This window comes from Neisseria sp. HMSC067H09 (assembly GCF_001814135.1).
Lineage (GTDB): Bacteria > Pseudomonadota > Gammaproteobacteria > Burkholderiales > Neisseriaceae > Neisseria.
Window position 1 is genome coordinate 32,751 of record NZ_KV814946.1, and the last position, 24,142, is coordinate 56,892.

Here is a 24,142-nt window from a genome sequence, read left to right on the forward strand (position 1 = left end):
CATGAAATGGCTTTTCGCCGCCCTCGTGGCACTCAACATCATCGTCTTCGGCGGCATGATTACGCACCGCCTCAACAACGCCAAATCCCCCAACACCGCGCCCGTAGAAGGCGGCGCCCACGAACTCGCCCAACCCGAATCCCTGCGCCCGCAGCAAGCCCCCGCGCCTGCCGACAACGCGCAACCCGACTGGCTGCAAACCGACGAAACACAAGCCGACCTGCCAGAACCCGAATCCGAAGAAGCAATAGCCGAACGCAAGAAAAAAGAAGAAGAGGAACAGGCGCGCCGCGAAAAAGAAAAAAAAGAACGTGAAGAAAAAGCCCGCCGCGAAAAAGAAAAAGCCGCCGCCGAAAACACCAATCCGAATGCTGCCGCCAACGAAAATCCCGCAGCCAAAAACGCATCCGCCGCCCGCCAATGTATGTCTAACGCCAGCGTTACCCTGGACGAAGACGACTACCACCGCATCAAAGGCCTGCTGACCCGCTGGCCGCACGCCGCCAGCCGCACCGTAGAAAAACGCGGCGCATCGAAAGACCACGCCGCCAAAACCTTCCGCGTCGTGCTGCCCGCCGACAGCGAAGCCATGAACCGCCTCGAAGCGCTCGGCAACAAAGGCTTCAACGGCACGCTTTACAACGGCGAAATCAGCCTCGGCGTGATGAAGAGCCGTTCCTCCGCACAAGTCCTCATCTCGCGCCTGTCCGCAGCAGGCTTCGGCGGCGCGCGCATCGTCGAACAAGACGACAAAGGCAACGCCGCCGACAGCACCCTCAGCGTCTCCCGCATGACCGTCATCTTCATGTCGGTCGATGAAAAAGACGCACAGGAAATCCGCAACATCGTCGGCCGCTACGGCAGCCTGAATATGAAAACCTGCAAATAAAACCCAAAGGTCGTCTGAACGTTTTCAGACGACCTTTTTACGGAAATATAGCCAATTCAAACCATAGAAGCTCCTGCTTTCCTTCCTGCTTGGTTGGAAAGGGAAGTGAGGTGTTTTTTTAATGGGTCTATTTCGGGCATGAAAGCTTTGCCGAATGCCTGAAACCGTCAATCCTCGGGAGTCCGTATTTATGAAACCCTTAATCTTCTTGCTTCCCGCCGTGTTATCCCTGCATGCTGCCGCACAGAACTACGTCATTGCTGACGACCGGCTCAGTAGCGGGGTGTTGACGCTTGAGGGCAGCAGTTTTTCCGTCAGTACCGTCAATCCAAACGGCAATGTGTGCGATTATGAAGGCATCGTTCGCAACCGTATTGCCAGCGACGGGGAGGGCTGTGTCGTGCATTTCAGTTTCAAGCGCGACAGCGTGCGTTTGGACATCCCTGAATCCGCCCGAGAAGCCTGTCAAAGCTATTGCGGGCATAACGCTTTTTTCGACAGGGTTTATTATAAAATGCCGACGGCCTGCGCCCCGAAATATGCAGAGGCGGCGGAGCGGCGTTTCCAAGCCGCCTATCGGGACAAACGTTTCCGAGAGGCGGCAAACCTCAAGCGGCAATATCTAAACCAATGCGGCAGATTCCTCTATCTGACCGACTGGATGCGGGTTTTGAATGACTTGGCAGTCAGCTTTAAAAATGCCGGAGATAAAGCGGCCTGCCGCAAAACGCTTGCCCCATTGTCCGAATGGCTGCGGGATTATCGGCCAAATTACATCAACGAAACAGATTACAAACGCGAAGCGTCTGCGGCAAGGTTTAACTTGAAACAGTGCGAAGCGGAATAAAACGAAATTCGGGCCGTATTTTCATATGATGGCCGATATGGTTATCTGTGGTATAAAAGCCATAATATTTCTTAAATATTAAAAAATAGATATTTTCTTCTAAAAAATCCAATTTAAAATTATATTGTTTTAATAAAAATCTATTGCTACATTCATAAAAAATCACGGGGTCGTCTGAAAAGCGGTTTTTCAGACGACCCCGTGTGCTAAACTTCGTTAAATACATACAAAACAGGCAAAGCAATATGTTTGCATTCAAATCACTGCTCGATATGCCGCGCAAAGAGGCGCTTGCCGTCGTTGCGGCGTTAATCGGAGCGATGGGTTATACCATCATTTCGCTGGGCTGGCTGCCCCATATGTCCATCATCGCCGCCATTACCGTCCTCATCCTCTACGGCCTCGCGCGCGGGTTGAAATATAACGACATGCAAAAAGGCATGGTCGGTGCGGTGGGGCAGGGCATGGGCGCGATTTACCTGTTTTTCTTCATCGGACTGATGGTCAGCGCGCTGATGATGAGCGGCGCGATTCCGACGCTGATGTATTACGGTTTCGGGCTGATTTCCCCCACTTATTTCTATTTCTCCGCCTTTGCACTCTGCTCCGTCATCGGTGTGTCCATCGGCAGCAGTTTGACCACTTGCGCCACCGTCGGCGTTGCTTTCATGGGTATGGCGGCGGCGTTTCATGCCGATTTGGCGATGACGGCGGGCGCGATTGTTTCCGGCGCGTTCTTCGGCGACAAAATGTCCCCGCTCTCCGATACCACGGGCATTTCCGCCTCCATCGTCGGCATTGATTTGTTCGAACACATCAAAAACATGATGTACACCACCATTCCCGCGTGGCTCATCAGTGCGGCATTGATGCTGTGGCTCTTGCCCAATGTTGCCGCCCACGATTTGAACAGCGTTGAATCCTTCCGCAGCCAGCTCGAAGCGACGGGCTTGGTACACGGCTATTCGCTGATTCCGTTTGCGCTATTGGTCGTGCTGGCGTTGTTGCGTATCAACGCCGTTGTCGCAATGCTCTTCACCATCCTCGCCGCGCTTGCGGTAACTTATTTCCACAGCACGCCCGACTTGAACCAGCTCGGCGCATGGTTTTACGGTGGCTACAAACTCGAAGGCGAAGCGTTTCAAGACATCGCCAAACTCATTTCGCGCGGCGGTTTGGAAAGCATGTTCTTCACGCAAACCATCGTGATTCTCGGCATGAGTTTGGGCGGATTATTGTTTACGCTCGGCGTGATTCCGTCGCTGCTGGACGCCATCCGCGCGTTCCTGACTACCGCCGGACGTGCCACCTTCAGCGTTGCCGCCACGTCGGTCGGCGTCAATTTCCTCATCGGCGAACAATATTTGAGTATTTTGCTTTCCGGCGAAACCTTCAAACCCGTGTACGACAAACTTGGTCTGCATTCGCGCAACCTTTCGCGCACGCTGGAAGACGCGGGTACGGTCATCAACCCGCTCGTTCCGTGGAGCGTCTGCGGCGTGTTCATCAGCCACGCCCTCGGCGTGCCCGTTTGGGAATACCTGCCTTACGCCTTCTTCTGCTATCTGAGCCTGATTTTGACGCTGTTGTTCGGCTGGACAGGTCTGACGTTGAGCAAGAAAGAAACTGCGTAAAGCAGCGGGATAGAAAGGTCGTCTGAAAACCTTCGGTATGGGTTTTCAGACGACCTTTTTTTATAGAAATGCTCTGACGGAATAGATGACGGCTTATTTGGGATTTTTCTCGATCAGGGCGACGAGTTGATCGATATAGCCTTGGACGAAGCTGCATGCCGATTCGATGAGTTTGCCGTTGTCGTCAAACAGGGTGGGGGAGTTGCCGAGGAAGACTTCGGGCTGTCCGGTCAGCGGCATATTGAAGTAGGACAAGGCAAGGCGCAGGTTTTTTTGCGAACTGTAACCGCCCATCTTGCCGACGGAATGGCTGATGATGCCTGCGGGCGTGTTTTTCCATGCGACGTCGGCGTTGGGTTTGGAGCCGATGTCTACCGCGTTTTTCAGACAGGCGGGGACAGTGCGGTTGTTTTCGGAGGTAACGAACAATACGCCGTCGGAGGCTTTGATGGTTTCGCGGAAGGCGGTGTAGCTTTCGGGCGTGGGGAAGTCGGTTTCGGCGGGGTCGTCGTAGTCGAAATTGTAGAGCGGCAAGCCGCCGATTTCGACGATTTGGGCTTCGTAGCCTTCGGGGAACATGGGGATGACGTTTTGCGCCACTTTGCGGGCAAACGAGCCTTTACGCAGGCTGCCTACTAAAATGCTGACTTTTTTTGCCATAAATTTTCTCCTGATTGTGTAAAAATAAAAACGATTCGTAAATTCATTTTAAAATGGGCGCGGATAACGGTCAAGATTAGGGCATCGCGTTAAGGCGGCTTTATCTACGGGCAGGTCGTACACGCTGAGATTTCGTTTCTTTGCGGTTGTTATGGGAATTTTGATGAAAATTCAGTTGCTTGAAGACATATCGACAGATGGAAAGCCTTGTTTTTTTCGGATTCACTGTATTCCTTGGGCAACAGTTTTAATTAGATATATAACTTTAGTAATTGTTTTATTGCGTGCGAATTGAAACTTACGCATAATGTAAAACATATGCAATATGGGATGGATTTTTGGGTTTGAGAGGCATCCCACATCGAGCATCAATAAAGAAAAAAGAGGGAAAAATCATGTCATTAGACTGGTGGAAACGCGAATTGTTCGGCGGTTGGACGCATTTCTAAGCGGTGTGGCTGCTGATGTTTTTGGGGATACAGGCGGTCGTGTTCGTCTTCAATCCCGACTCATGGCTGGCGAGCATTGCGGCGGTAACGGGCATTTTGTGCGTCGTCTTCGTCGGTAAAGGGAAAATCAGCAATTATTTGTTCGGGCTGATTTCCGTATCGCTGTATGCTTATGTTTCCTATACGTTTAAGCTCTACGGCGAGATGATGCTGAATTTATTGGTGTATGTGCCTGTCCAGTTTGTCGGTTTCGCTATGTGGCGCAGACATATGGCTTTGGGCGAAACGGCAGAAACGGAGGAAGTGAAGGCGAAGGCGTTGACGGTCAGGCAGTGGCTGCTGGTGGTTGCCGTGTCCGTTGTGGGGACTTCGGCATATATCGAATGGCTGCACCACTTAGGCAGCGCGTTGCCGACCCTCGACGGCGGAATGGTCGTCGTGTCGATTGTGGCTCAGGTGTTGATGATTCTGCGCTACCGCGAGCAATGGGCATTGTGGATTGTGGTCAATATCCTGACGATTTCGCTGTGGGCTGCGGCATGGTTGAAAAACGGAGAAACGAGCCTGCCGCTTTTGCTGATGTACGTCATGTATTTGTGCAATTCGGTTTACGGCTATATCAACTGGACGAAGCTGGTAAAACGGCATTCGGGAAAATAATTATCAAGCTTCAAAGGTCGTCTGAAAATCCGGTATCGGGTTTCAGACGACCTTTTGTATATACATGTTAAAATCCGTGTTCCTCAAACATTTCAATATGATGTTATGCATACTTCCGATATTGACACAGACGATACGGCTCACGAATACCATGCCGACAATCCCGATTTTCCTGCCAAAACCGTTGTGGCGACGCTGTTTATCGGCGCGTTTTTCGGCTATCTCAACGACACGCTTTTAAATGTTGCGCTTACGCCGATTATGAAGGACTTCGGTGTCGATAAGACCACCGTCCAATGGCTGACGACGGGCTTTTTGCTGGTGATGGGCGCGTTCACGCCGATTACGGCGGGCGTGATTCAATGGTTTGAAACGCGCAAGATGGTGTTGTTTACGCAGGCGACGTTTCTGGCGGGTTCGCTGATTTGCGCGTTTGCGCCGACTTTCGGGATTCTGGTCGTGGGGCGGATGGTGCAGGCGGTGTCTGCCGCGTTTTTCGTGCCGCTCCTGTTTAACGGCGTTTTGTCGATTTACCCGCCGAACAAACGCGGAACGGCGATGGGCGTGATTACCATGATGTTCACCGCCGCGCCCGCGATAGGGCCGACGCTGTCGGGCATCATCATCGACCACACGCATTGGCGCGTGCTGTTCGGCTTTACCGCGCCGTTTATGCTGGCGGCGATGGCGTTGGTGGGCAAGTATCTGACGGTCAATTTGAGCACCATCAGCCGTCCGAAGATTGATATTTTGTCTGCCGTACTGTCGATTGTTGGCTTCGGCGGGCTGGTGTATGCGAGCAGTAATTTCGCCAGTCTGCCGCTGGCGGAATTTATCCTGCTGTTTGCCGCCTCCGTCGCGCTGGTGGGCTGGTTTGCATACCGCCAGTCCCGCTTGGCGACGCCGCTGCTGAACCTTCGGGCGTTTGAGTATAGGCAGTTCCGCTACTGCGTCGTGATTCTGGCGGGTGCGGTATTCCTGTTTTTAGGTTTGGAACTGCTGATGCCGATGTACACGCAGCAGGTGCTGATGCTGACGGGTACGGCGACGGGGCTGATTTTGATGCCCGCGAGTATCGCCCAAGCGGTTGCCGCGCCTTTGTTCGGCAAACTGCTGGACAAGAAAGGCGGACGGTTTGTCGTGTTGCCCGCCACGGTGATGCTGACGGTGTCGCTGGCGGTGTTGTGGCTGTTTTTGCGGATTGACACGCAAGTCATGATGCTGACCGCCATGTTCACGCTGATGGCGGTGTCCGTCTCCGCCTGCGTAACGGGCGAAACCCACGGCTTGAATGCGTTGCCGAAAAAACTCAATCCCCACGGCGCGGCGATTCTGACCACCATCAACCCGATTGCCGGCGCGATTGGCGCGGCATTTTTCGTCGGCGCGACCAATATCGGCGAGAAACTGTCCTCCGCCGCCTCGCCGCAACAAGCCATGCTCGACGGCATCCATCTGGCAATGGGCAGCGCGCTGGTGTTGGGTGCGGTGATGGTGTTTTTCGCCATGCGCCTGAAGCGGCATCAAACAGAGTCATAGCGCGTACTGAGAATGTGAGGAAAGGTCGTCTGAAACCATGTATTTATAGGTTTCAGACGACCTTTTTGTGTTTTATGGTGGATGAACGTGAGTCCGAGATAAGCAAACAATTTCCCTTTAAATACAAAAAATTTTCTTGATAAGTAAATTCAACGGGCGACGGGTAGGGAGCGGCAATACCTGCCGCGGATTGTAGCGTGGACTTTGCCCACGGGATTGATGGCTTGGTTTCCGAGTCGGGCGATAAATAGTGTTGTTTTTTTCGTGGGCGGAGCCCACGCTACGGCTGGGGCAAGGTCGTCTGAAATCATAGGGTTACGATTTTCAGACGACCTGTTTATATTTAAAACCACATATGACTACATTTTTAAATATTATAGTTTTAATTGTAAATCATGATGTTATTTTAGTTCTGGTCGTCTGAAAAGGGAGTAGGTGGAAAATAGGGCGGTTTGGGCGATTGGGATGCCTATTTTCTTGTTTGAATAAAAATTCCTGATAAATGAATTAATTATATTTGTTTTGAGATGGATTGTTTAAAAACGTTCTGATTGGTTGATAGCGATGTAGGCTTTTTCAGCTAAGGGTTTGGGGTGTTTTGAGGCGGGAGTTTGGGGTTTTGTTTCTGAAGTATTGTTTATTAATGATTGAATTTTTTAAAAATATTTTAGAAAAAGTGTTTGACAGCCTGAAAATTATTTTTTAAATTTGTCCATACTTATAAAAACTACATCGCACTACAAAGGAACCCTATCATGAATCTGCACCAAACTTCTCCGTCTTGTTATAGATTGTCTTCTATCTCTGCCGCATCCGTCGTCGTCTGCTTTTGGGCAGTCGCGGCGGTCTGACGGCTCTTCGCCCGAATCGGGGTTTCCGCATTTCTGCGGACGGTTTGGGTTTTGAAAATTCTGTCTTTCCAGCTTTATTTCCTTTCCGAATTTAAAAATTATTAAAAATTTCTTATACCTCCACCTTAACCGAATTGTTTGTATTGAATTTTTTAACTGATTGTTTTTATTGATTTTGATTTTTTAGACGGCCTGATGGATTTGGGTTTTGAAAGGTCGTCTGAAAACGGTTTTGAAACCATTGTTTCTATTTGAACGGTTCGTTTCAGATTTCGCGGAAACTGGGCCGTTGAGTCGATACTGAAAAAAATCTAATCTACAAAGGAGAATTAACATGAGCCAACTTTCTGCCGGCACCCGTTTCCGCCAAGCTGTGAAGGAGTCGAATCCCCTTGCCGTGGTCGGTTGTGTGAACGCTTATTTTGCGCGGCTGGCGACGCAGAGCGGGTTTAAGGCGGTGTATCTGTCGGGCGGCGGCGTGGCGGCCTGTTCGTGCGGGATTCCGGATTTGGGCATCACCACGATGGAAGATGTGCTGATTGATGCGCGGCGGATTACGGACAATGTGGATACGCCTTTGCTGGTAGACATTGATGTCGGCTGGGGCGGAGCATTCAATATCGCGCGCACGATTCGCAACTTCGAGCGTGCGGGCGTGGCGGCGGTGCATATCGAAGATCAGGTGGCGCAGAAGCGTTGCGGCCATCGTCCGAACAAGGCCATTGTTTCTAAAGATGAAATGGTTGACCGCATTAAAGCCGCCGTGGATGCGCGCGTGGATGAGAATTTCGTGATTATGGCGCGGACGGACGCGCTGGCGGTGGAAGGTTTGGATGCCGCCATCGAGCGGGCGCAGGCTTGCGTGGAAGCGGGCGCGGACATGATTTTCCCCGAAGCGATGACGGATTTGGCGATGTACCGGCAATTTGCGGATGCGGTGAAAGTGCCCGTGTTGGCGAACATTACCGAATTCGGCGCGACGCCGCTTTATACGCAGCGCGAGCTGGCGGACAACGGCGTGTCGCTGGTGCTGTATCCGCTCTCGTCGTTCCGCGCCGCGAGCAAGGCCGCGCTGAATGTTTATGAGGCGATTATGCGCGACGGCACGCAGGCGGCGGTGGTCGATACCATGCAGACCCGCGCCGAGCTTTACGAGCATTTGAATTACCACGACTTCGAACAGAAGCTGGATAAATTGTTTCAGAAGTAAAAACCGTTTTCAGACGACCCTCAACCTTGAATAGGTCGTCTGAAAGCCCAAAACCCATAAAAACACAAAGGAGAAATACCATGACTGCAACCCCCGAAACCCCGACCTTCAAACCGAAAAAATCCGTCGCCCTCTCCGGCGTGGCGGCGGGCAATACCGCGCTGTGTACCGTCGGCCGCACCGGCAACGATTTGAGCTACCGCGGTTACGACATCCTTGATTTGGCGCAGAAATGCGAGTTTGAAGAAGTCGCCTACCTGCTGATTCACGGTCATCTGCCCAACAAATTCGAACTCGCCGCCTACAAAGCCAAGCTCAAATCCATGCGCGGCCTGCCTATCCGCGTGATTAAAGTGTTGGAAAGCCTGCCCGCGCACACGCATCCGATGGACGTCATGCGTACCGGCGTGTCCATGCTCGGCTGCGTTCATCCCGAACGCGAAAGCCACCCCGAAAGCGAAGCGCGCGATATTGCGGACAAACTCATCGCCAGCCTCGGCAGCATCCTGCTTTACTGGTATCAATATTCGCACAACGGCAAACGCATCGACGTCGAAAGCAAGGAGGACACCATCGGCGGCCACTTCCTGCACCTGTTGCACGGCAAACGCCCGACCGAATCGCAGGTGAAAGCCATGCACGTTTCGCTGATTCTGTATGCGGAACACGAGTTCAACGCCTCCACCTTCACCGCCCGCGTGATTGCCGGTACGGGTTCGGACATGTATTCCTGCATCACCGGAGCCATCGGTGCGCTCAAAGGCCCGAAACACGGCGGCGCAAACGAAGTTGCCTACGACATCCAAAAACGCTACCGCAACGCCGACGAAGCCGAAGCCGACATCCGCGAACGCATCGCCCGCAAAGAAATCGTTATCGGGTTCGGCCATCCGGTTTACACCATTTCCGACCCGCGCAACGTCGTGATTAAAGAAGTGGCGCGCGGTTTGAGCCGGGAAGCGGGCGACATGCGCCTCTTCGACATCGCCGAGCGCTTGGAGAGCGTGATGTGGGAAGAGAAAAAAATGTTCCCGAACTTGGACTGGTTCTCCGCCGTGTCCTATCAGAAACTCGGCGTCCCGACCGCCATGTTCACGCCGCTGTTTGTGATTTCGCGCTCCACCGGCTGGGCGGCGCACGTCCTCGAACAGCGCAAAGACGGCAAAATCATCCGTCCGAGCGCGAACTACACCGGCCCTGAAGACTTGGCGTTTGTGGAGATTGAAGAACGCTGAGACGGACCACAACCGTAGGAGGCGCCAATCGGATTTCAGACGACGTGTAGCGTGGGCGTTGCTCGCGAAAAACCGAATCCTGCCTACGGTTCCGCTTTTCAGACGACCTGTTGGAATATGCGAGAGAGAGAAGGTCGTCTGAAAAACCAGCCGCAACGTCTGCCGTCATTCCCGCCCCCGCCTAAGCGAGGACAGGCCGCGGCGGGAATGGCGGAGGCAGCGCGGCAACTTTCTGAAATAAAGGCGTTTGATTATCAAGAGGTAAATAAAGATTTTGGAGGGATTTTCTTTTCGAAAAACAATAATGTAACTATGTGGAAAGTATTATGGAGTAAATATGAAGCTGCCTGATTTACTGATGGGAATATTTTTGGCAGTTTCTGCAGCCCTTCTGAATGCAACTATCGGTATATTCAGTAAGGTATTAATGGAGCAGGGCTTGTCTGTTCAGCATATTGCATTTTTGAAAACTTTGACAGGTTTTGTGTTTATCAGCATTTTGCTTTGCCGTACCGGTTTTACCAGACAGATTGCGGATATTTCAAAAAAGAAAGAGGCAATCTTGCCGTTGCTGTTAAAAGTAGCAATTTGTGCTTTTTTCGGAATTTACACTTTGTTTTTCTTTGAAACCACCGCTTATCAATACGGTAATGCTGCGAATGTAGTAGTTGTATTAATGGCATCGGCTGCTGTATCTGCCTTGATATTGGACAGCATACTATTAGACGAACGTATTTATATTTCTTCAGTCGTCGGTGTGGGTTTGGCAGTATCGGGGATCGCGGTGATTTCTTGGACTGGAGAAGGAAATTTAGGGTTGATTCTGAATGCCGCACTGGCGGGCTCGGGTTACGGTTGTTTTTCCGTTTTGATTAAAAAATTCGGCTTAAACGGCGGTATTTATTTGACACGGATCTTGATGTTTTTTGGAAGTATTTTTTTGTTTATCCCTTCATTGGAAGGTATTGAGGATATACATTGGCAATGGTCTTTGATTCCGCCACTCTTGGCACTGTCTTTATTGCCGACGATTTTAGGATTTTATTGTACAACTAAAGCATTGGATTATTTGAGTGCCGCGAAGGTGCAGGTAACTGAATTGGCCGAGCCATTATTTGCCGCCGTACTGGCTTGGATGTTTTTGAATGAAATACCGGAAGGACGCTTCTTTGTCGGCGCTATTCTGATTATTGCCGGTATTGTGTCTATCAATGGATTGTATAGACCATTGTTGAAGCGAGTTGAATAGTTTTTATTTCCCAAGATTTCAGACGACCCCTTCAAAAACGTCGTCTGAAACCCCAAACCACAAGAAAAATAGATCCACAGGAGAACTGAACATGGCTGCCAACCAACGTTACCGCAAACCGCTGCCCGGTACGGATTTGGAATACTACGACGCGCGTGCGGCGTGTGAGGACATCAAGCCCGGCTCTTACGACAAGCTGCCTTACACGAGCCGCATTTTGGCGGAGAACTTGGTCAACCGCGCGGACAAGGTCGATTTGCCGACGCTGCAAAGCTGGCTGGGCCAGCTGATAGAAGGCAAGCAGGAAATCGATTTTCCGTGGTATCCCGCGCGGGTGGTGTGCCACGATATTCTGGGACAGACCGCGCTGGTGGATTTGGCGGGTTTGCGCGATGCGATTGCAGAGAAGGGCGGCGATCCAGCCAAAGTGAATCCGGTGGTGCAGACGCAGCTCATCGTCGATCATTCGCTGGCGGTGGAGTGCGGCGGCTACGACCCCGATGCGTTCCGCAAAAACCGCGAAATCGAAGACCGCCGCAACGAAGACCGTTTCCACTTTATCAACTGGACGAAAACCGCTTTTGAAAATGTGGATGTGATTCCGGCGGGCAACGGCATCATGCACCAAATCAATCTGGAAAAAATGTCGCCCGTCGTCCAAGTCAAAAACGGCGTGGCGTTTCCCGACACCTGCGTCGGCACGGACTCGCACACGCCGCACGTTGACGCGCTGGGCGTGATTTCCGTGGGCGTGGGCGGTTTGGAAGCGGAAACCGTGATGCTGGGGCGCGCGTCCATGATGCGCCTGCCCGATATTGTCGGCGTGGAGCTGACGGGCAAACGGCAGGCGGGCATTACGGCGACGGATATTGTGTTGGCGCTGACCGAGTTTTTGCGTAAAGAGCGCGTGGTCGGGGCGTTTGTCGAATTTTTCGGCGAGGGCGCGAGAAGCCTGTCCATCGGCGACCGCGCGACCATTTCCAACATGACGCCGGAGTTCGGCGCGACTGCCGCCATGTTCGCCATCGACGAGCAAACCATTGATTATTTGAAACTGACCGGACGCGACGACGCGCAGGTGAAATTGGTGGAAACCTACGCCAAAACCGCAGGGCTGTGGGCGGACGATCTGAAAACCGCCGTTTATCCGCGCGTGTTGAAGTTTGATTTGAGCAGCGTAACGCGCAATATGGCAGGCCCGAGCAACCCGCACGCGCGTTTTGCCACCGTCGACTTGGCGGCGAAAGGGCTGGCGAAGCCCTACGAAGAGCCTTCAGACGGCCTCATGCCCGACGGCGCGGTCATCATCGCCGCGATTACCAGTTGCACCAACACTTCCAACCCGCGCAACGTCGTTGCCGCCGCGCTCTTGGCGCGCAACGCCAACCGCTTCGGGCTGAAACGCAAACCGTGGGTCAAAACCTCGTTCGCCCCCGGCTCGAAAGTGGCGGAAATCTATTTGAAAGAAGCGGGCCTGCTGCCCGAAATGGAAAAACTCGGCTTCGGCATCGTCGCCTTCGCCTGCACCACCTGCAACGGCATGAGCGGCGCGCTCGACCCGAAAATCCAGCAGGAAATCATAGACCGCGATTTGTACGCCACCGCCGTACTGTCGGGCAACCGCAACTTCGACGGCCGCATCCACCCGTATGCGAAACAGGCTTTCCTCGCTTCGCCCCCGCTGGTGGTGGCATACGCTGTCGCGGGCAGCATCCGTTTCGATATTGAAAACGACGTACTCGGCGTTTCAGACGACGGCAAAGAAATCCGCCTGAAAGACATCTGGCCGACCGATGAAGAAATCGATGCCGTCGTTGCCGAATATGTGAAACCGCAGCAGTTCCGCGATGTGTATGTGCCGATGTTCGACACCGGCAAAGCGCAAAAAGCACCCAGTCCGCTGTACGACTGGCGTCCGATGTCCACCTACATCCGCCGTCCGCCCTATTGGGAAGGCGCGCTGGCGGGCGAACGCAGCCTGACGGGAATGCGCCCCTTGGCGATTCTGCCCGACAACATCACCACCGACCACATTTCGCCTTCCAACGCGATTCTGGCGGCGAGTGCGGCAGGCGAATATCTGGCGAAAATGGGTTTGCCCGAAGAAGACTTCAATTCCTACGCCACCCACCGCGGCGACCACCTCACCGCCCAACGCGCGACTTTCGCCAATCCCAAATTGTTTAACGAAATGGTGAAAAACGAAGACGGCAGCGTGCGCCAAGGCTCGCTCGCCCGCGTCGAACCCGAAGGCGAAACCATGCGCATGTGGGAAGCCATCGAAACCTATATGAACCGCAAACAGCCGCTCATCATCATCGCCGGCGCGGACTACGGCCAAGGCTCCAGCCGCGACTGGGCGGCGAAAGGCGTGCGGCTGGCGGGCGTGGAAGCCATCGCCGCCGAAGGTTTCGAGCGCATCCACCGCACCAACCTCATCGGCATGGGCGTCTTGCCGCTGCAATTCAAACCCGGCACCAACCGCCACACCCTGCAACTGGACGGCACGGAAACCTACGACGTGGTCGGCGAACGCAAACCGCGCGGCGACCTGACCCTCGTCATCCACCGCAAAAACGGCGAAACCGTCGAAGTCCCCGTTACCTGCCGCCTCGATACCGCAGAGGAAGTGCTGGTGTACGAAGCCGGCGGCGTGCTGCAACGGTTTGCACAGGATTTTTTGGAAGGGAACGCGGCTTAGAGGTCGTCTGAAAAGCTAAATCAAAAACAAGGAGAAACAGAATGCCGCAAATCAAAATCCCCGCCGTTTACTACCGCGGCGGCACATCAAAAGGCGTGTTTTTCAAACGCTCCGACCTGCCCGAAACGGCGCGGGAAGCGGGCAGCGCGCGCGACAAAATCCTGTTGCGCGTACTCGGCAGCCCCGACCCCTACGGCAAGCAGATAGACGGTTTGGGCAACGCCAGTTCGTCCACCAGCAAGGCGGTAATTTTGGACAAGTCCGAACGCGCCGGCCACGATGTCGATTACCTTTTCGGACAAGTTTCCATCGACAAGCCTTTCGTCGATTGGAGCGGCAACTGCGGCAACCTCACCGCCGCCGTGGGTGCGTTCGCCATCGAACAGGGCTTGGTCGATAAAGCCAAAATCCCTTCAGACGGCATTTGCACGGTGAAAATCTGGCAGAAAAACATCGGCAAAACCATCATCGCCCATGTTCCGATGCAAAACGGCGAAGTCTTGGAAACGGGCGATTTCGAGCTGGACGGTGTTACCTTTCCCGCCGCCGAAGTGCAAATCGAATTCCTCGACCCCGCCGACGGTGAAGGCAGCATGTTTCCGACCGGCAATCTGGTGGACGAGCTGGATGTTCCCGACATAGGTCGTCTGAAAGCCACGCTTATCAACGCGGGCATTCCGACCGTTTTCCTGACCGCCGCCGACTTGGGCTACACAGGCAAAGAGTTGCAGGACGACATCAACAACGATGCCGCCGCGCTGGAAAAATTCGAGAAAATCCGCGCTTACGGTGCGCTGAAAATGGGCTTGATTAACGACGTGTCCGAAGCCGCCGCCCGCGCGCACACGCCGAAAGTTGCCTTCGTCGCGCCCGCCGCCGGTTACACCGCCTCCAGCGGCAAAACCGTGAACGCCGCCGACATCGATTTGCTGGTACGCGCCCTGAGCATGGGCAAACTGCACCATGCCATGATGGGCACCGCCTCGGTCGCCATCGCCGCTGCTGCTGCCGTCCCCGGCACGCTGGTCAACCTCGCCGCAGGCGGCGGAACGCGCAACGAAGTGCGCTTCGGCCATCCTTCCGGCACATTGCGCGTCGGCGCGGCGGCAGAGTGTTCAGACGGCATCTGGGCAGTGAAAAAAGCCGTCATGAGCCGCAGCGCGCGCGTGATTATGGAAGGGCGGGTGCGCGTTCCCGATGATTGTTTTTGAAATCATGTAGGACGGACATCACTGTCCACTGTTTCAGACGACATTTGATAAAGGATTGCAATAAAGCCGAATAACCTAACCGCCGTCATTCCCGCGCAGGCGGGAATCCACAGTCGATATTCTGTTTCCTGATTTTTATCAGAGCTTGCTTGTGAGCAAATATGGATTTCCGCCTGCGCGGGAATGACGATAGAAAATGCGGCATACGCTTTGCCCAAAGAGGTCGTCTGAAACACACCCCGCCCAACGCCCATCCTTTTTCAGACGACCCCACCAAAAAAAACAACCACAAACTACAAGGAGAAACATCATGTCCGACCAACTCATCCTCGTCCTGAACTGCGGCAGTTCCTCGCTCAAAGGCGCCGTTATCGACCGCAAAAGCGGCAGCGTCGTCCTAAGCTGTCTCGGCGAACGCCTGACCACGCCCGAAGCCGTCATCACCTTCAACAAAGACGGCAACAAACGCCAAGTTCCCCTGACCGGACGCAACTGCCACGCCGGCGCGGTGGGTATGCTGTTGAACGAACTGGAAAAACACGGCTTGCACGACCGCATCAAAGCCATCGGCCACCGCATCGCCCACGGCGGCGAAAAATATCACGAGTCCGTCCTCATCGACCAAGACGTCCTCGACGAGTTGAAAGCCTGCATCCCGCTTGCCCCGCTGCACAACCCCGCCAACATCAGCGGCATCCTCGCCGCGCAGGAACACTTCCCCGGCCTGCCCAACGTCGGCGTGATGGACACCTCGTTCCACCAAACCATGCCCGAACGCGCCTACACCTACGCCGTGCCGCGCGAATTACGCAAAAAATACGCCTTCCGCCGCTATGGCTTCCACGGCACCAGCATGCGCTACGTCGCCCCCGAAGCCGCGCGGATTTTGGGCAAACCGCTGGAAGATTTGCGTATGATCGTCGCCCACCTCGGCAACGGCGCGTCCATCACCGCCATCCGAAACGGCAAATCCGTCGATACCAGCATGGGCTTCACCCCCATCGAAGGCCTCGTCATGGGCACCCGTTGCGGCGACATCGACCCCGGCGTGTACAGCTACCTGACCGCCCACGCCGGCATGAACATCGAGCAAGTCGATGAAATGCTGAACAAAAAATCAGGATTGCTCGGCATCTCCGAACTCTCCAACGACTGCCGCACCCTCGAAATCGCCGCTGACGAAGGCCACGAAGGCGCACACCTCGCCCTCGAAGTCATGACCTACCGCCTTGCCAAATACATCGCCTCGATGTCGGTCGCCTGCGGCGGCATAGACGCACTCGTCTTCACCGGCGGCATTGGCGAAAACTCCCGCAACATCCGCGCCAAAACCGTCGCCTACCTCGACTATTTGGGTCTGCACATCGACACCAAAGCCAACATGGAAAAACGCTACGGCAACTCAGGCATTATCAGCCCGACAGGTTCTACCCCCGCCGTTTTGGTGGTGCCGACCAACGAAGAGCTGATGATTGCCCTCGACACCGCCGCACTGGCAGGCTTTTTGCAAGAAGCAGGTTAGGGGTTGAGGCAATACGTTGTTGAAATAACAATGAAATAGAAAAGAGGTCGTCTGAAAGATAGGTTTCAGACGACCTCTTTGTTTGGAAAGACGATCTTATGCTTTTCTTTGTTATTTGGAAGAGAACTAAGAGGGTAGGGGATGTTTTTCAGCTTAAAAGCAAGGTTATGAAACAGATACTTTCCCGACTCAGGAAAAAGTTAAATTTTAGGAATAAATGTTTATTATGTTAATTTGAAATATTGAAATAGTTTCATGAGAAATTAAAAGAGGTAAGTAAGCAACAATGAAACGTAATTCAGATATGTTTTACATTCCGTATGGGATTAGAATGCCTGTAAATTATTCTTTAATAATCATTCTATTGAGTAAATAAAAATGACAATAAATTATTAAAGGGATGGTTTGTCATATTTCATTTAAAATAGTTACTTGATTGAGTAATGGTGCGGATATAGAATGCCCGGTTCCCTATATCTTATTTGACGTTTAAATTAAATCAATAAGATATTATTATTTAATAAACATAAAATAATATTCGATATTAGGTTTTTTGCGAATCCTTAGATTGATCTTGTTTTTGAAATCAAGGTAAATCGGAGCGGCTACGGATTTATCCAAGATTCGGATGTTAGTTTTGTAGAAAGCCTATTAGTTTAATACTCGGGTAAATTAAATCATGGAAACAAAGTCAGCAAACGGCGGGCAAACTCCCAGCACATCGGGCAAACCGGTCAAAATGCCGAACAGGCGCAAGCGGAATATGGCAGTGGTTACGCTGCTATTTGTTTTGGCGGCTATTGGCGTGGCATTTGCTTATGTTTTGTTTTGGCAGCACGAAGAAACAACTGAAGACGCATATGTTGCGGGATATTTGGTTCAGATTACGCCGCAAGTCGGCGGGACAGTGCGCAAAGTCATGTTTGACGACACGGATGTTGTGAAAAAAGGCGATGTTTTGGTTACTCTGGACGACAGTGATTTCCAGCTGGCGTATGACAGGGCGCAAAACGAGCTGATTCAGGCAATCCGTCAAAACAAGCAGCAGACGGCAGTCAATTCCCAGGCGAAAGCGCAAGTGTTGCTGCGTAAAGCCGATTTGGCACGCGCTCAGGCAGATTTGCGGCGCCGGGAGGCCCTGTCCGGTACGGATGCCATTTCCGGTGAGGAGTTGAGTCATGCCCGGGCGGCGGTCGTTCAGGCGCAAGCAGCATTGAAAGCAGTGGAAGCGGAAGAGGCTTCGGCTCAGGCTGCGTTGGGTAACAATATTCCAGTGCGCGAGCAACCTGCCGTTCAAACAGCAGTGAGCAAGATTAAAGATGCCTGGCTGAATTTGCAGCGTACACAAATCCGCGCGCCTATGGGCGGGCAGATTGCCAAACGCAATGTCCAAGTCGGACAGAGAATTTCGCAAGGCGCGGCGCTGATGGCAGTTGTTCCCCTGACGGATTTGTGGGTGGATGCCAATTTCAAAGAATCGCAATTACGGAAAATGAAAATCGGACAGCCTGTGGAAATGACTGCCGATTTGTACGGTAAAAAAGTGGTTTACCACGGTAAAGTCATGGGCTTGTCCGCAGGGACGGGCAGCGCGTTTTCACTTTTGCCGCCGCAAAACGCAACGGGCAACTGGATTAAAGTCGTTCAGCGTGTACCGGTCAGAATCAGCCTGGATCCTAACGAATTGAAAGCAAACCCCTTGCGCGTCGGTCTTTCTATGACAGTCAAAGTCGATATTGCCGAAGCGGGTTCGGGCAAGCCGATGACGGCGGCCGCCGTGAAAAATTCGGCAGCCCCGGAAACGGACAGCGTAGATTGGGCGGCGGCTAATGCATTAATCGATAAGATTTTTGAAAAATACGCCAAATAACCTGTTTCAGACGACCTTCGGTATCCCGACAGGTCGTCTGAAACGTTCATATCCGGCAAATTAGTGAAATAAGTAGTGCGATCAGGATGAGGGACTTGCTCATTCTGTTTCAAGAGAAAGTCGATACGGCAAACCCCGCCTAGGTTAAAAGCGGGAATGGCAATGTCGGCAGTGAAGGAAGATTTTGATGAATTATCCGCCGTTGACAGGCATCAGGTTGGTCTTGGTTACATTGTCGCTGAGCCTTGCCGTCTTTATGGAAGTATTGGATACGACGATTGCCAATGTTGCCGTCCCCGTTATTGCCGGTGATTTGGGTGCGGCAACGACTCAGGGAACGTGGGTGATTACATCATTTGCCGTGGCAAATGCCATTTCCGTACCGCTGACAGGGTTTCTTGCGAAGCGGGTGGGTGAAGTGCGGCTGTTTGTCGGATCGGTCATCGGCTTCGTGATTACATCTTGGCTGTGCGGTATTTCACCGAATTTGCAAACCTTGGTGTTCTTCCGTATTTTGCAGGGTTTTGTCGCAGGACCGCTGATTCCTTTGTCCCAAAGCCTCCTGATGGCATCTTACCCGCCGGAGAAGCGGACTTTGGCATTGGCACTCTGGGCAATGACAGTCGTGGTCGCCCCTGTTTTAGGGCCGATTTTCGGTGGCTGGATTTCGGACAACTGGCATTGGGGTTGGATATTCTTCATCAATATTCCCATCGGCATTTTGTCTGCGTTAATTGCCTGGCAGCAACTGCGCGACCGTGAAACCGATACGGTTAAAACGCCTATTGATTACACGGGGCTGATTTTGATGATCGTCGGTATCGGCTCGTTGCAAATGATGTTGGACAGGGGGAAAGAGCTCGATTGGTTCGCATCGGGTGAAATTATCGTATTGGCAGTCATTGCAACAGTATGTCTGACTTATTTCATCGTTTGGGAATTGGATGAAAAATATCCGATTGTCGATTTGTCTTTGTTTAAAAACCGCAACTTCACCATCGGCGTCTTGACGACTTCGCTCGGGTTTATGGTGTATATGGGCACGTTGACGCTTTTGCCGCTGGTGTTGCAGTCCAACCTCGGTTATACCGCCACATGGGCGGGATTGGCGGCTGCGCCTATCGGATTTCTGCCGATTTTCCTATCTCCTTTGATAGGGCGGTTCGGCAATAAAATCGATATGCGCCTGTTGGTTACCGGTAGTTTTTTGATGTTTGCCTTTACTTTTCATTGGCGGACGGATTTTTATGCAGGAATGGACATGAGCAACGTTGTCTGGCCGCAGTTTTGGCAGGGTTTGGGTGTGGCCATGTTCTTCCTGCCGCTGACTACCATTACTCTGTCGCACATGAAAGGTCCGCAAATCGCATCGGCAAGCAGTTTGTCGAATTTTCTGCGTGTCTTTATGGGTGGTGTCGGTGTGTCTGTCGTCAGTACCATGTGGGAGCGGAGGGAGGCTTTACATCATACGCAACTGACCGAACATATCACGCCGTATTCTCCGGATACCGCCGAAGCAGTCCGTCAGATGGCGGAAGCGGGTTTGAACGGAGAGCAGGCAGTCGGTCTGATAAACAGTACCATTACCCAACAGGGTTTTATCGTTGGCTCGAATGAGATATTTTTGGCGGGCAGTATCTTGTTCATTATCATGATTCCCATTATTTGGCTGGCGAAGCCGCCTTTCCATCACGACGGAGGCGGAGGAGGGCATTGATGAGTGTTGCTGCGGAAGGAACTGGAATCGCTAATTCGAGAGAAAAGGTCGTCTTAAAACGGTAACGACAGTTTCAGACGACCTTTTCATATGCAGAAGCTTTGGAAATCCGCTATAATTTCGCCTCATTCATTTCGCGGTCAAAGCGTTTCGCGAAAACAACATTTGGAAGATTTATCCCGACAGGCAGTCGGTTTTTTGTCAAAATGCTTGAACTAACGCTGTTTTTTATGGTATAAATCGCGTTTTACTATTTTAGAAGTTTGGAGACTAACCATGGCACGAGTTTGCAAAGTGACCGGTAAGCGCCCGATGTCTGGCAACAATGTATCACACGCCAACAACAAAACCAAACGTCGTTTTTTGCCTAACTTGCAATCACGTCGTTTCTGGGTAGAAAGTGAAAACCGCTGGGTTCGCCTGCGCGTTTCTAACGCTGCATTGCGTACCATCGACAAAGTAGGCATTGATGTCGTATTGGCTGATTTGCGTGCTCGCGGCGAAGCTTAATTTAAACCGTTAATTAAGGATTACTGCAATGCGCGATAAAATCAAACTGGAATCCAGTGCTGGTACTGGTCATTTCTACACCACTACCAAAAACAAACGCACTATGCCCGGTAAATTGGAAATCAAAAAATTTGATCCGGTTGCCCGTAAACATGTTATTTACAAAGAAACCAAATTGAAATAATCCGGTTTCTGGAAAATGGAAAAGCCTCTGTCGGATAGGGGCTTTTTTATTTGGAACCTTATATGTTCAAAGTTGCTGTGGAAAATATAGTGGATTAACTTTAAACCAGTACGGCGTTGCCTCGCCTTGCCGTACTATCTGTACTGTCTGCGGTTTCGTCACCTTGTCCTGATTTAAAGTTAATCCACTATATATAAAAGGTCGTCTGAAAAGCATTTCAGACGACCTTTTGATGTGTTTAAACGGATTAGCCGGTCAGTTGTTTGGTAATCAGTTTTTTCAGCGGCGGGAAGTTGTTGCTGGCGCGCAATACCAAGCCGCGCAGGATTTTGGCAGGCGCGGTTTCATTGGTAAAGAGTTTGAGCAGCATATTGGTGCCGTGGTAAATCGGCTGGGCATGGAGCATATGCTTGGTGCTGTATTTTTCCAGCAGGCTGGTGGCGCCGATGTCTTGACCGCGTTGTTCTGCTTCGAGAACCAGTTTTGCCAAGAGGTCCGCGCTGGATAGACCTAAGTTGAAACCGTGTGCGGTAACAGGGTGCATACCTACGGCGGCGTCGCCGATTAAGGCGCTGCGTTTGCCATAGAAGCGTTGGGCAATCATGCCGACCAAGGGGTAGTTGTGAATGGTGCTGACCAATTCCATGTCGCCCAAACGGCCTTTGAGTTGCTCTTTGACGCTGGCTGCCAATTCTTCGGGAGACATTTTTTTGATGGTGTCTGCCTTGTCGCTATCGACGGTAATGACTGTGTTGGTCAGATGTTCTTCCAAGGGCAGCAGGGCGATGGTGCGGCCGTAGTGGAAGCATTCGTAAGCGGTATGCTGGTTGGACAGGGTATGCTTCATGCGGCAGACAAACATGGTGCGACTGTAATCGTGCATATCGGAGGAAATGCCCAGTTGTCGGCGGGTTTGGGAAAAACGGCTGTCTGCTGCCAAGAGTAGGCGGCCGCTCAAAACTTCGCCGTTTTCCAAGATGACTTGGGCTTCATCTTCGGAAGTTTTGACTTCTTTGACGCCCGTACCGGTCAGAATGGTAACGTTTTCCAGTTTGGATACGACTTCATAAGCGGCTTTGCGGATATTGTGGTTTGAAATCAGATAACCTAAGCAGTCGGCAGGTTCGCCGCGCGCTTGGGTCGGTTGCGGGAAGTGGAGTTGGTAATCGGACTGCCCGTTCAAGACTTTTGCATCGCGTAAGGGGTAAATTTCGTCTTTCGGAATCAAATCCCACATGCCCAAGCGTTGCATAATTTCGCGGGACAGGTGGGTTAGCGCGATTTCCCTGCCGTCGTAAGGCGGATTTTGCAAAACCTCCAGGGGGCTTTTTTCAATCAGGGTAACTTTTAAACCGCTTCCGGCCAGTTCGGCTGCAAAGCTGAGTCCTGCCGGTCCCGCACCTACGACGAGAATATCGCTGTGTAAGCTCATAAGGCATCCTTTTTATTTGATGAAATGGAGGTTCAGGGGATCTTGGAGTAAGGTCGTCTGAAAAAAGAACTGGGTGTGATTATAGCAAAATAGATGGAGAAAAAAGAGAGATGCAAATGACTGGGGGAAATTTTACTTTGGTCTTAATGTAAATCAAGAATTCGGTAATGCCGGATTGCAGATGGTGGGTATTCAATACGACATATTTTGCAGTGATGGCCTCGCCAACAGGAATCGAACCTGTATTTTACGCTTAGGAGGCATACGTTCTATCCGTTGAACTATGGCGAGCGTGTTAAACTTTTCCTGCAATAAACGATAATAATCCTGCGGCAATCAGCGGACCGACCGGAATGCCGCCCATAAACGCCACACCGATAACCGTACCGATCAAAAGACCTGTTACCAAAACAGGTTGTTCGCTCATCAGCGGTACGCCGCGCCCTGCCAGCCAGGCGACAAGGATGCCGATTAATACGGCGGCAATCATTTTAAAATTGACAAACTCCGACAGCGGTGGAATTTGAACCTTCCCTGAAACCAGTGGACTTAAAACCCCGATTGTCAGCAAAATAATCCCAAAATGCAAGCCGTGTTTTTCCATGAAAGGAATATATTGCGACAAAGCAGTCTGCTGCATTAACAGCAAAATTGCTGCTGAAATCGTAATCGAGTTGTTGTTGCTGACGACGCCGAGAAAAATCAGCGTCACCAAAAACATCGGGACGAAATTGAAATTCATCGGATTTAAGAAACCCGTGCCAATGATTCCTCAGCCAACTGAATCATCGCCTGCTTGACTTCGCTGTCGGGCAATACTGCCAAAGAAGCCACAGCTTGCTCAACGGCTTTTCGTGCTTCGGAAATCGAATAAGTCAGCGCATCGGAATGGACAACATAATCATGGATTTTTTGGAAACTGCCGCGATCCGCATTTTCCAAAGCGTGGCGCACATCGTCCGCCACTTGTTTCGAACCGTTGCGCATCAGATAAATCAGCGGCAAAGTCGGTTTGCCTTCTGCCAAATCGTCGCCGACGTTTTTACCGATTTCTTCGGTTTCGCCCGAATAATCCAAAACATCATCAATAATTTGGAACGCTGTACCGACATACATGCCGTAGTCTTTCAACGCCTGCTCATGTTCGGGGGACGCATTGCCCAAAATCGCACCAACCTGCGCGGCCGCTTCAAACAATTTGGCCGTTTTATATTGAATCACTTGAACATATTGCGCTTCAGTAATATCGGTATTGCCGATGTTCATCAGCTGCATGACCTCGCCTTCGGCAATAATATTGGTTGCATCCGCCATGACTTCCAAAATGCGCATACTGCCGGAATCAACCATCAATTGGAAAGCGCGCGTATACAAAAAGTCGCCGACCAACACCGCCGCCGCGTTGCCGAACAGATTATTCGCCGTTTCGCGTCCGCGGCGCAAATCGCTTTCATCGACAACATCGTCATGCAGCAGGGTTGAAGTGTGGATAAATTCCACCATTGCCGCCAAAGCATACAGCTTATCTCCATCATAACCGACCGACTTACCTGCCAAAATCGTCATAATTGGACGCAGACGCTTACCGCCGGCGCTGATAATATAAGTACCGATTTGCGAAATCAGCGCAACATCAGACTGAACCGCTTGGTTGATCACCTCATTGACCCGTGAAAGGTCTTCAGGCAGATGGCGTTGGAAATAAGGCAGGTTTTCGAGCATAACACATTCTCAGTCGGCAAAATGAAGCAGGCTTGCCGTATAAATAAATG

The 24,142-nt window shown here is 51.9% G+C and carries 22 protein-coding genes, 1 tRNA gene and 1 pseudogene; 17 read left to right on the forward strand and 7 right to left on the reverse strand.

Annotation, left to right across the window (positions count from 1 at the left end):
- Nucleotide 1: 1 nt before the first annotated feature.
- The 3 genes from HMPREF2954_RS10110 (at nt 2) to nhaC (ending at nt 3,370) form a co-directional block, all read left to right on the forward strand.
- Nucleotides 2-889, forward strand: coding sequence for a hypothetical protein (locus HMPREF2954_RS10110; RefSeq protein WP_045073121.1), 888 nt, complete (start codon nt 2-4; stop codon nt 887-889).
- Nucleotides 890-1,079: 190 nt separating this feature from the next.
- A complete protein-coding gene (locus tag HMPREF2954_RS10115) occupies nt 1,080-1,736 on the forward strand; it encodes a hypothetical protein (protein ID WP_045073189.1) in 657 nt (218 codons plus the stop codon).
- A 245-nt stretch (nt 1,737-1,981) separates the two neighbouring features.
- Entirely contained in the window at nt 1,982-3,370 is a 1,389-nt protein-coding gene (gene nhaC / locus HMPREF2954_RS10120; protein ID WP_003758210.1) for a Na+/H+ antiporter NhaC, read from the forward strand.
- Between the two features lie 93 nt (nt 3,371-3,463).
- Here the strand turns inward: nhaC and HMPREF2954_RS10125 are convergent, their stop codons facing one another.
- Nucleotides 3,464-4,030, reverse strand: a complete 567-nt coding sequence (locus tag HMPREF2954_RS10125) for an NADPH-dependent FMN reductase (RefSeq protein WP_045073123.1) — start codon at nt 4,028-4,030, stop codon at nt 3,464-3,466.
- A 452-nt stretch (nt 4,031-4,482) separates the two neighbouring features.
- On the opposite strand from HMPREF2954_RS10125, the gene pnuC reads away from it, so the two are divergent.
- The gene (gene pnuC / locus HMPREF2954_RS10130) at nt 4,483-5,139 is read left to right on the forward strand and encodes a nicotinamide riboside transporter PnuC (RefSeq protein ID WP_321178165.1); all 657 of its coding nucleotides are present in this window, start codon (nt 4,483-4,485) and stop codon (nt 5,137-5,139) included.
- Nucleotides 5,140-5,244: 105 nt separating this feature from the next.
- Nucleotides 5,245-6,678: an MFS transporter gene (locus HMPREF2954_RS10135; protein ID WP_045073125.1), complete on the forward strand. Its 1,434-nt coding sequence runs from the start codon at nt 5,245-5,247 to the stop codon at nt 6,676-6,678.
- A gap of 149 nt (nt 6,679-6,827) precedes the next feature.
- Here the strand turns inward: HMPREF2954_RS10135 and HMPREF2954_RS12750 are convergent, their stop codons facing one another.
- Nucleotides 6,828-6,989, reverse strand: a complete 162-nt coding sequence (locus tag HMPREF2954_RS12750) for a hypothetical protein (protein WP_156133775.1) — start codon at nt 6,987-6,989, stop codon at nt 6,828-6,830.
- A gap of 874 nt (nt 6,990-7,863) precedes the next feature.
- Between HMPREF2954_RS12750 and prpB the strand changes: the two genes are divergently transcribed.
- From prpB to rpmG, 12 genes are all read left to right on the forward strand, one after another.
- The gene (gene prpB / locus HMPREF2954_RS10140; protein ID WP_003779818.1) at nt 7,864-8,739 is read left to right on the forward strand and encodes a methylisocitrate lyase; all 876 of its coding nucleotides are present in this window, start codon (nt 7,864-7,866) and stop codon (nt 8,737-8,739) included.
- Between the two features lie 80 nt (nt 8,740-8,819).
- Nucleotides 8,820-9,974 (forward strand): bifunctional 2-methylcitrate synthase/citrate synthase, encoded by a 1,155-nt coding sequence (gene prpC / locus HMPREF2954_RS10145; protein WP_045073128.1) that lies wholly within the window; start codon nt 8,820-8,822, stop codon nt 9,972-9,974.
- A 51-nt stretch (nt 9,975-10,025) separates the two neighbouring features.
- The gene (locus HMPREF2954_RS13310; RefSeq protein WP_231574625.1) at nt 10,026-10,325 is read left to right on the forward strand and encodes a hypothetical protein; all 300 of its coding nucleotides are present in this window, start codon (nt 10,026-10,028) and stop codon (nt 10,323-10,325) included.
- The gene (locus tag HMPREF2954_RS10155; protein WP_045073130.1) at nt 10,312-11,223 is read left to right on the forward strand and encodes a DMT family transporter; all 912 of its coding nucleotides are present in this window, start codon (nt 10,312-10,314) and stop codon (nt 11,221-11,223) included. The genes HMPREF2954_RS13310 and HMPREF2954_RS10155 overlap by 14 nt, the downstream gene beginning before the upstream one ends.
- Before the next feature lie 91 nt (nt 11,224-11,314).
- Nucleotides 11,315-13,924 carry a Fe/S-dependent 2-methylisocitrate dehydratase AcnD gene (gene acnD, locus HMPREF2954_RS10160; protein WP_045073132.1) on the forward strand — a complete coding sequence of 870 codons (2,610 nt, stop codon included), beginning with the start codon at nt 11,315-11,317 and terminating at the stop codon, nt 13,922-13,924.
- Between the two features lie 41 nt (nt 13,925-13,965).
- The gene (prpF, locus tag HMPREF2954_RS10165; RefSeq protein ID WP_045073134.1) at nt 13,966-15,135 is read left to right on the forward strand and encodes a 2-methylaconitate cis-trans isomerase PrpF; all 1,170 of its coding nucleotides are present in this window, start codon (nt 13,966-13,968) and stop codon (nt 15,133-15,135) included.
- A 161-nt stretch (nt 15,136-15,296) separates the two neighbouring features.
- Nucleotides 15,297-15,473 carry a hypothetical protein gene (locus HMPREF2954_RS12755; RefSeq protein WP_156133776.1) on the forward strand — a complete coding sequence of 59 codons (177 nt, stop codon included), beginning with the start codon at nt 15,297-15,299 and terminating at the stop codon, nt 15,471-15,473.
- Nucleotides 15,446-16,657, forward strand: a complete 1,212-nt coding sequence (locus HMPREF2954_RS10175; protein WP_045073136.1) for an acetate kinase — start codon at nt 15,446-15,448, stop codon at nt 16,655-16,657. Before HMPREF2954_RS12755 ends, HMPREF2954_RS10175 begins: the two co-directional genes overlap by 28 nt.
- Nucleotides 16,658-17,396: 739 nt before the next feature.
- Entirely contained in the window at nt 17,397-18,527 is a 1,131-nt protein-coding gene (locus HMPREF2954_RS10180; protein ID WP_029609817.1) for an HlyD/EmrA/EmrK family protein, read from the forward strand.
- A gap of 187 nt (nt 18,528-18,714) precedes the next feature.
- Nucleotides 18,715-20,244, forward strand: a complete 1,530-nt coding sequence (locus HMPREF2954_RS10185) for a DHA2 family efflux MFS transporter permease subunit (RefSeq protein ID WP_045073138.1) — start codon at nt 18,715-18,717, stop codon at nt 20,242-20,244.
- A gap of 276 nt (nt 20,245-20,520) precedes the next feature.
- The gene (rpmB, locus tag HMPREF2954_RS10190; RefSeq protein WP_002216391.1) at nt 20,521-20,754 is read left to right on the forward strand and encodes a 50S ribosomal protein L28; all 234 of its coding nucleotides are present in this window, start codon (nt 20,521-20,523) and stop codon (nt 20,752-20,754) included.
- A gap of 28 nt (nt 20,755-20,782) precedes the next feature.
- Nucleotides 20,783-20,938: a 50S ribosomal protein L33 gene (gene rpmG / locus HMPREF2954_RS10195; RefSeq protein ID WP_003684373.1), complete on the forward strand. Its 156-nt coding sequence runs from the start codon at nt 20,783-20,785 to the stop codon at nt 20,936-20,938.
- Nucleotides 20,939-21,010: 72 nt separating this feature from the next.
- On the opposite strand, the pseudogene HMPREF2954_RS13115 reads toward rpmG, so the two are convergent.
- From HMPREF2954_RS13115 to HMPREF2954_RS10215, 5 genes and pseudogenes are all read right to left on the reverse strand, one after another.
- Nucleotides 21,011-21,130: pseudogene (locus tag HMPREF2954_RS13115) on the reverse strand (IS5/IS1182 family transposase); the annotation flags it as partial.
- A 55-nt stretch (nt 21,131-21,185) separates the two neighbouring features.
- Complete coding sequence (ubiM, locus tag HMPREF2954_RS10200) at nt 21,186-22,370, reverse strand: 5-demethoxyubiquinol-8 5-hydroxylase UbiM (protein ID WP_045073143.1); 1,185 nt, start codon at nt 22,368-22,370, stop codon at nt 21,186-21,188.
- A gap of 216 nt (nt 22,371-22,586) precedes the next feature.
- Nucleotides 22,587-22,661: transfer RNA gene (locus HMPREF2954_RS10205), tRNA-Arg, on the reverse strand.
- Between the two features lie 4 nt (nt 22,662-22,665).
- Nucleotides 22,666-23,112, reverse strand: coding sequence for a DUF441 domain-containing protein (locus tag HMPREF2954_RS10210; protein ID WP_019271144.1), 447 nt, complete (start codon nt 23,110-23,112; stop codon nt 22,666-22,668).
- A gap of 5 nt (nt 23,113-23,117) precedes the next feature.
- Nucleotides 23,118-24,092 (reverse strand): polyprenyl synthetase family protein, encoded by a 975-nt coding sequence (locus tag HMPREF2954_RS10215; RefSeq protein ID WP_009312837.1) that lies wholly within the window; start codon nt 24,090-24,092, stop codon nt 23,118-23,120.
- Nucleotides 24,093-24,142 lie beyond the last annotated feature (50 nt).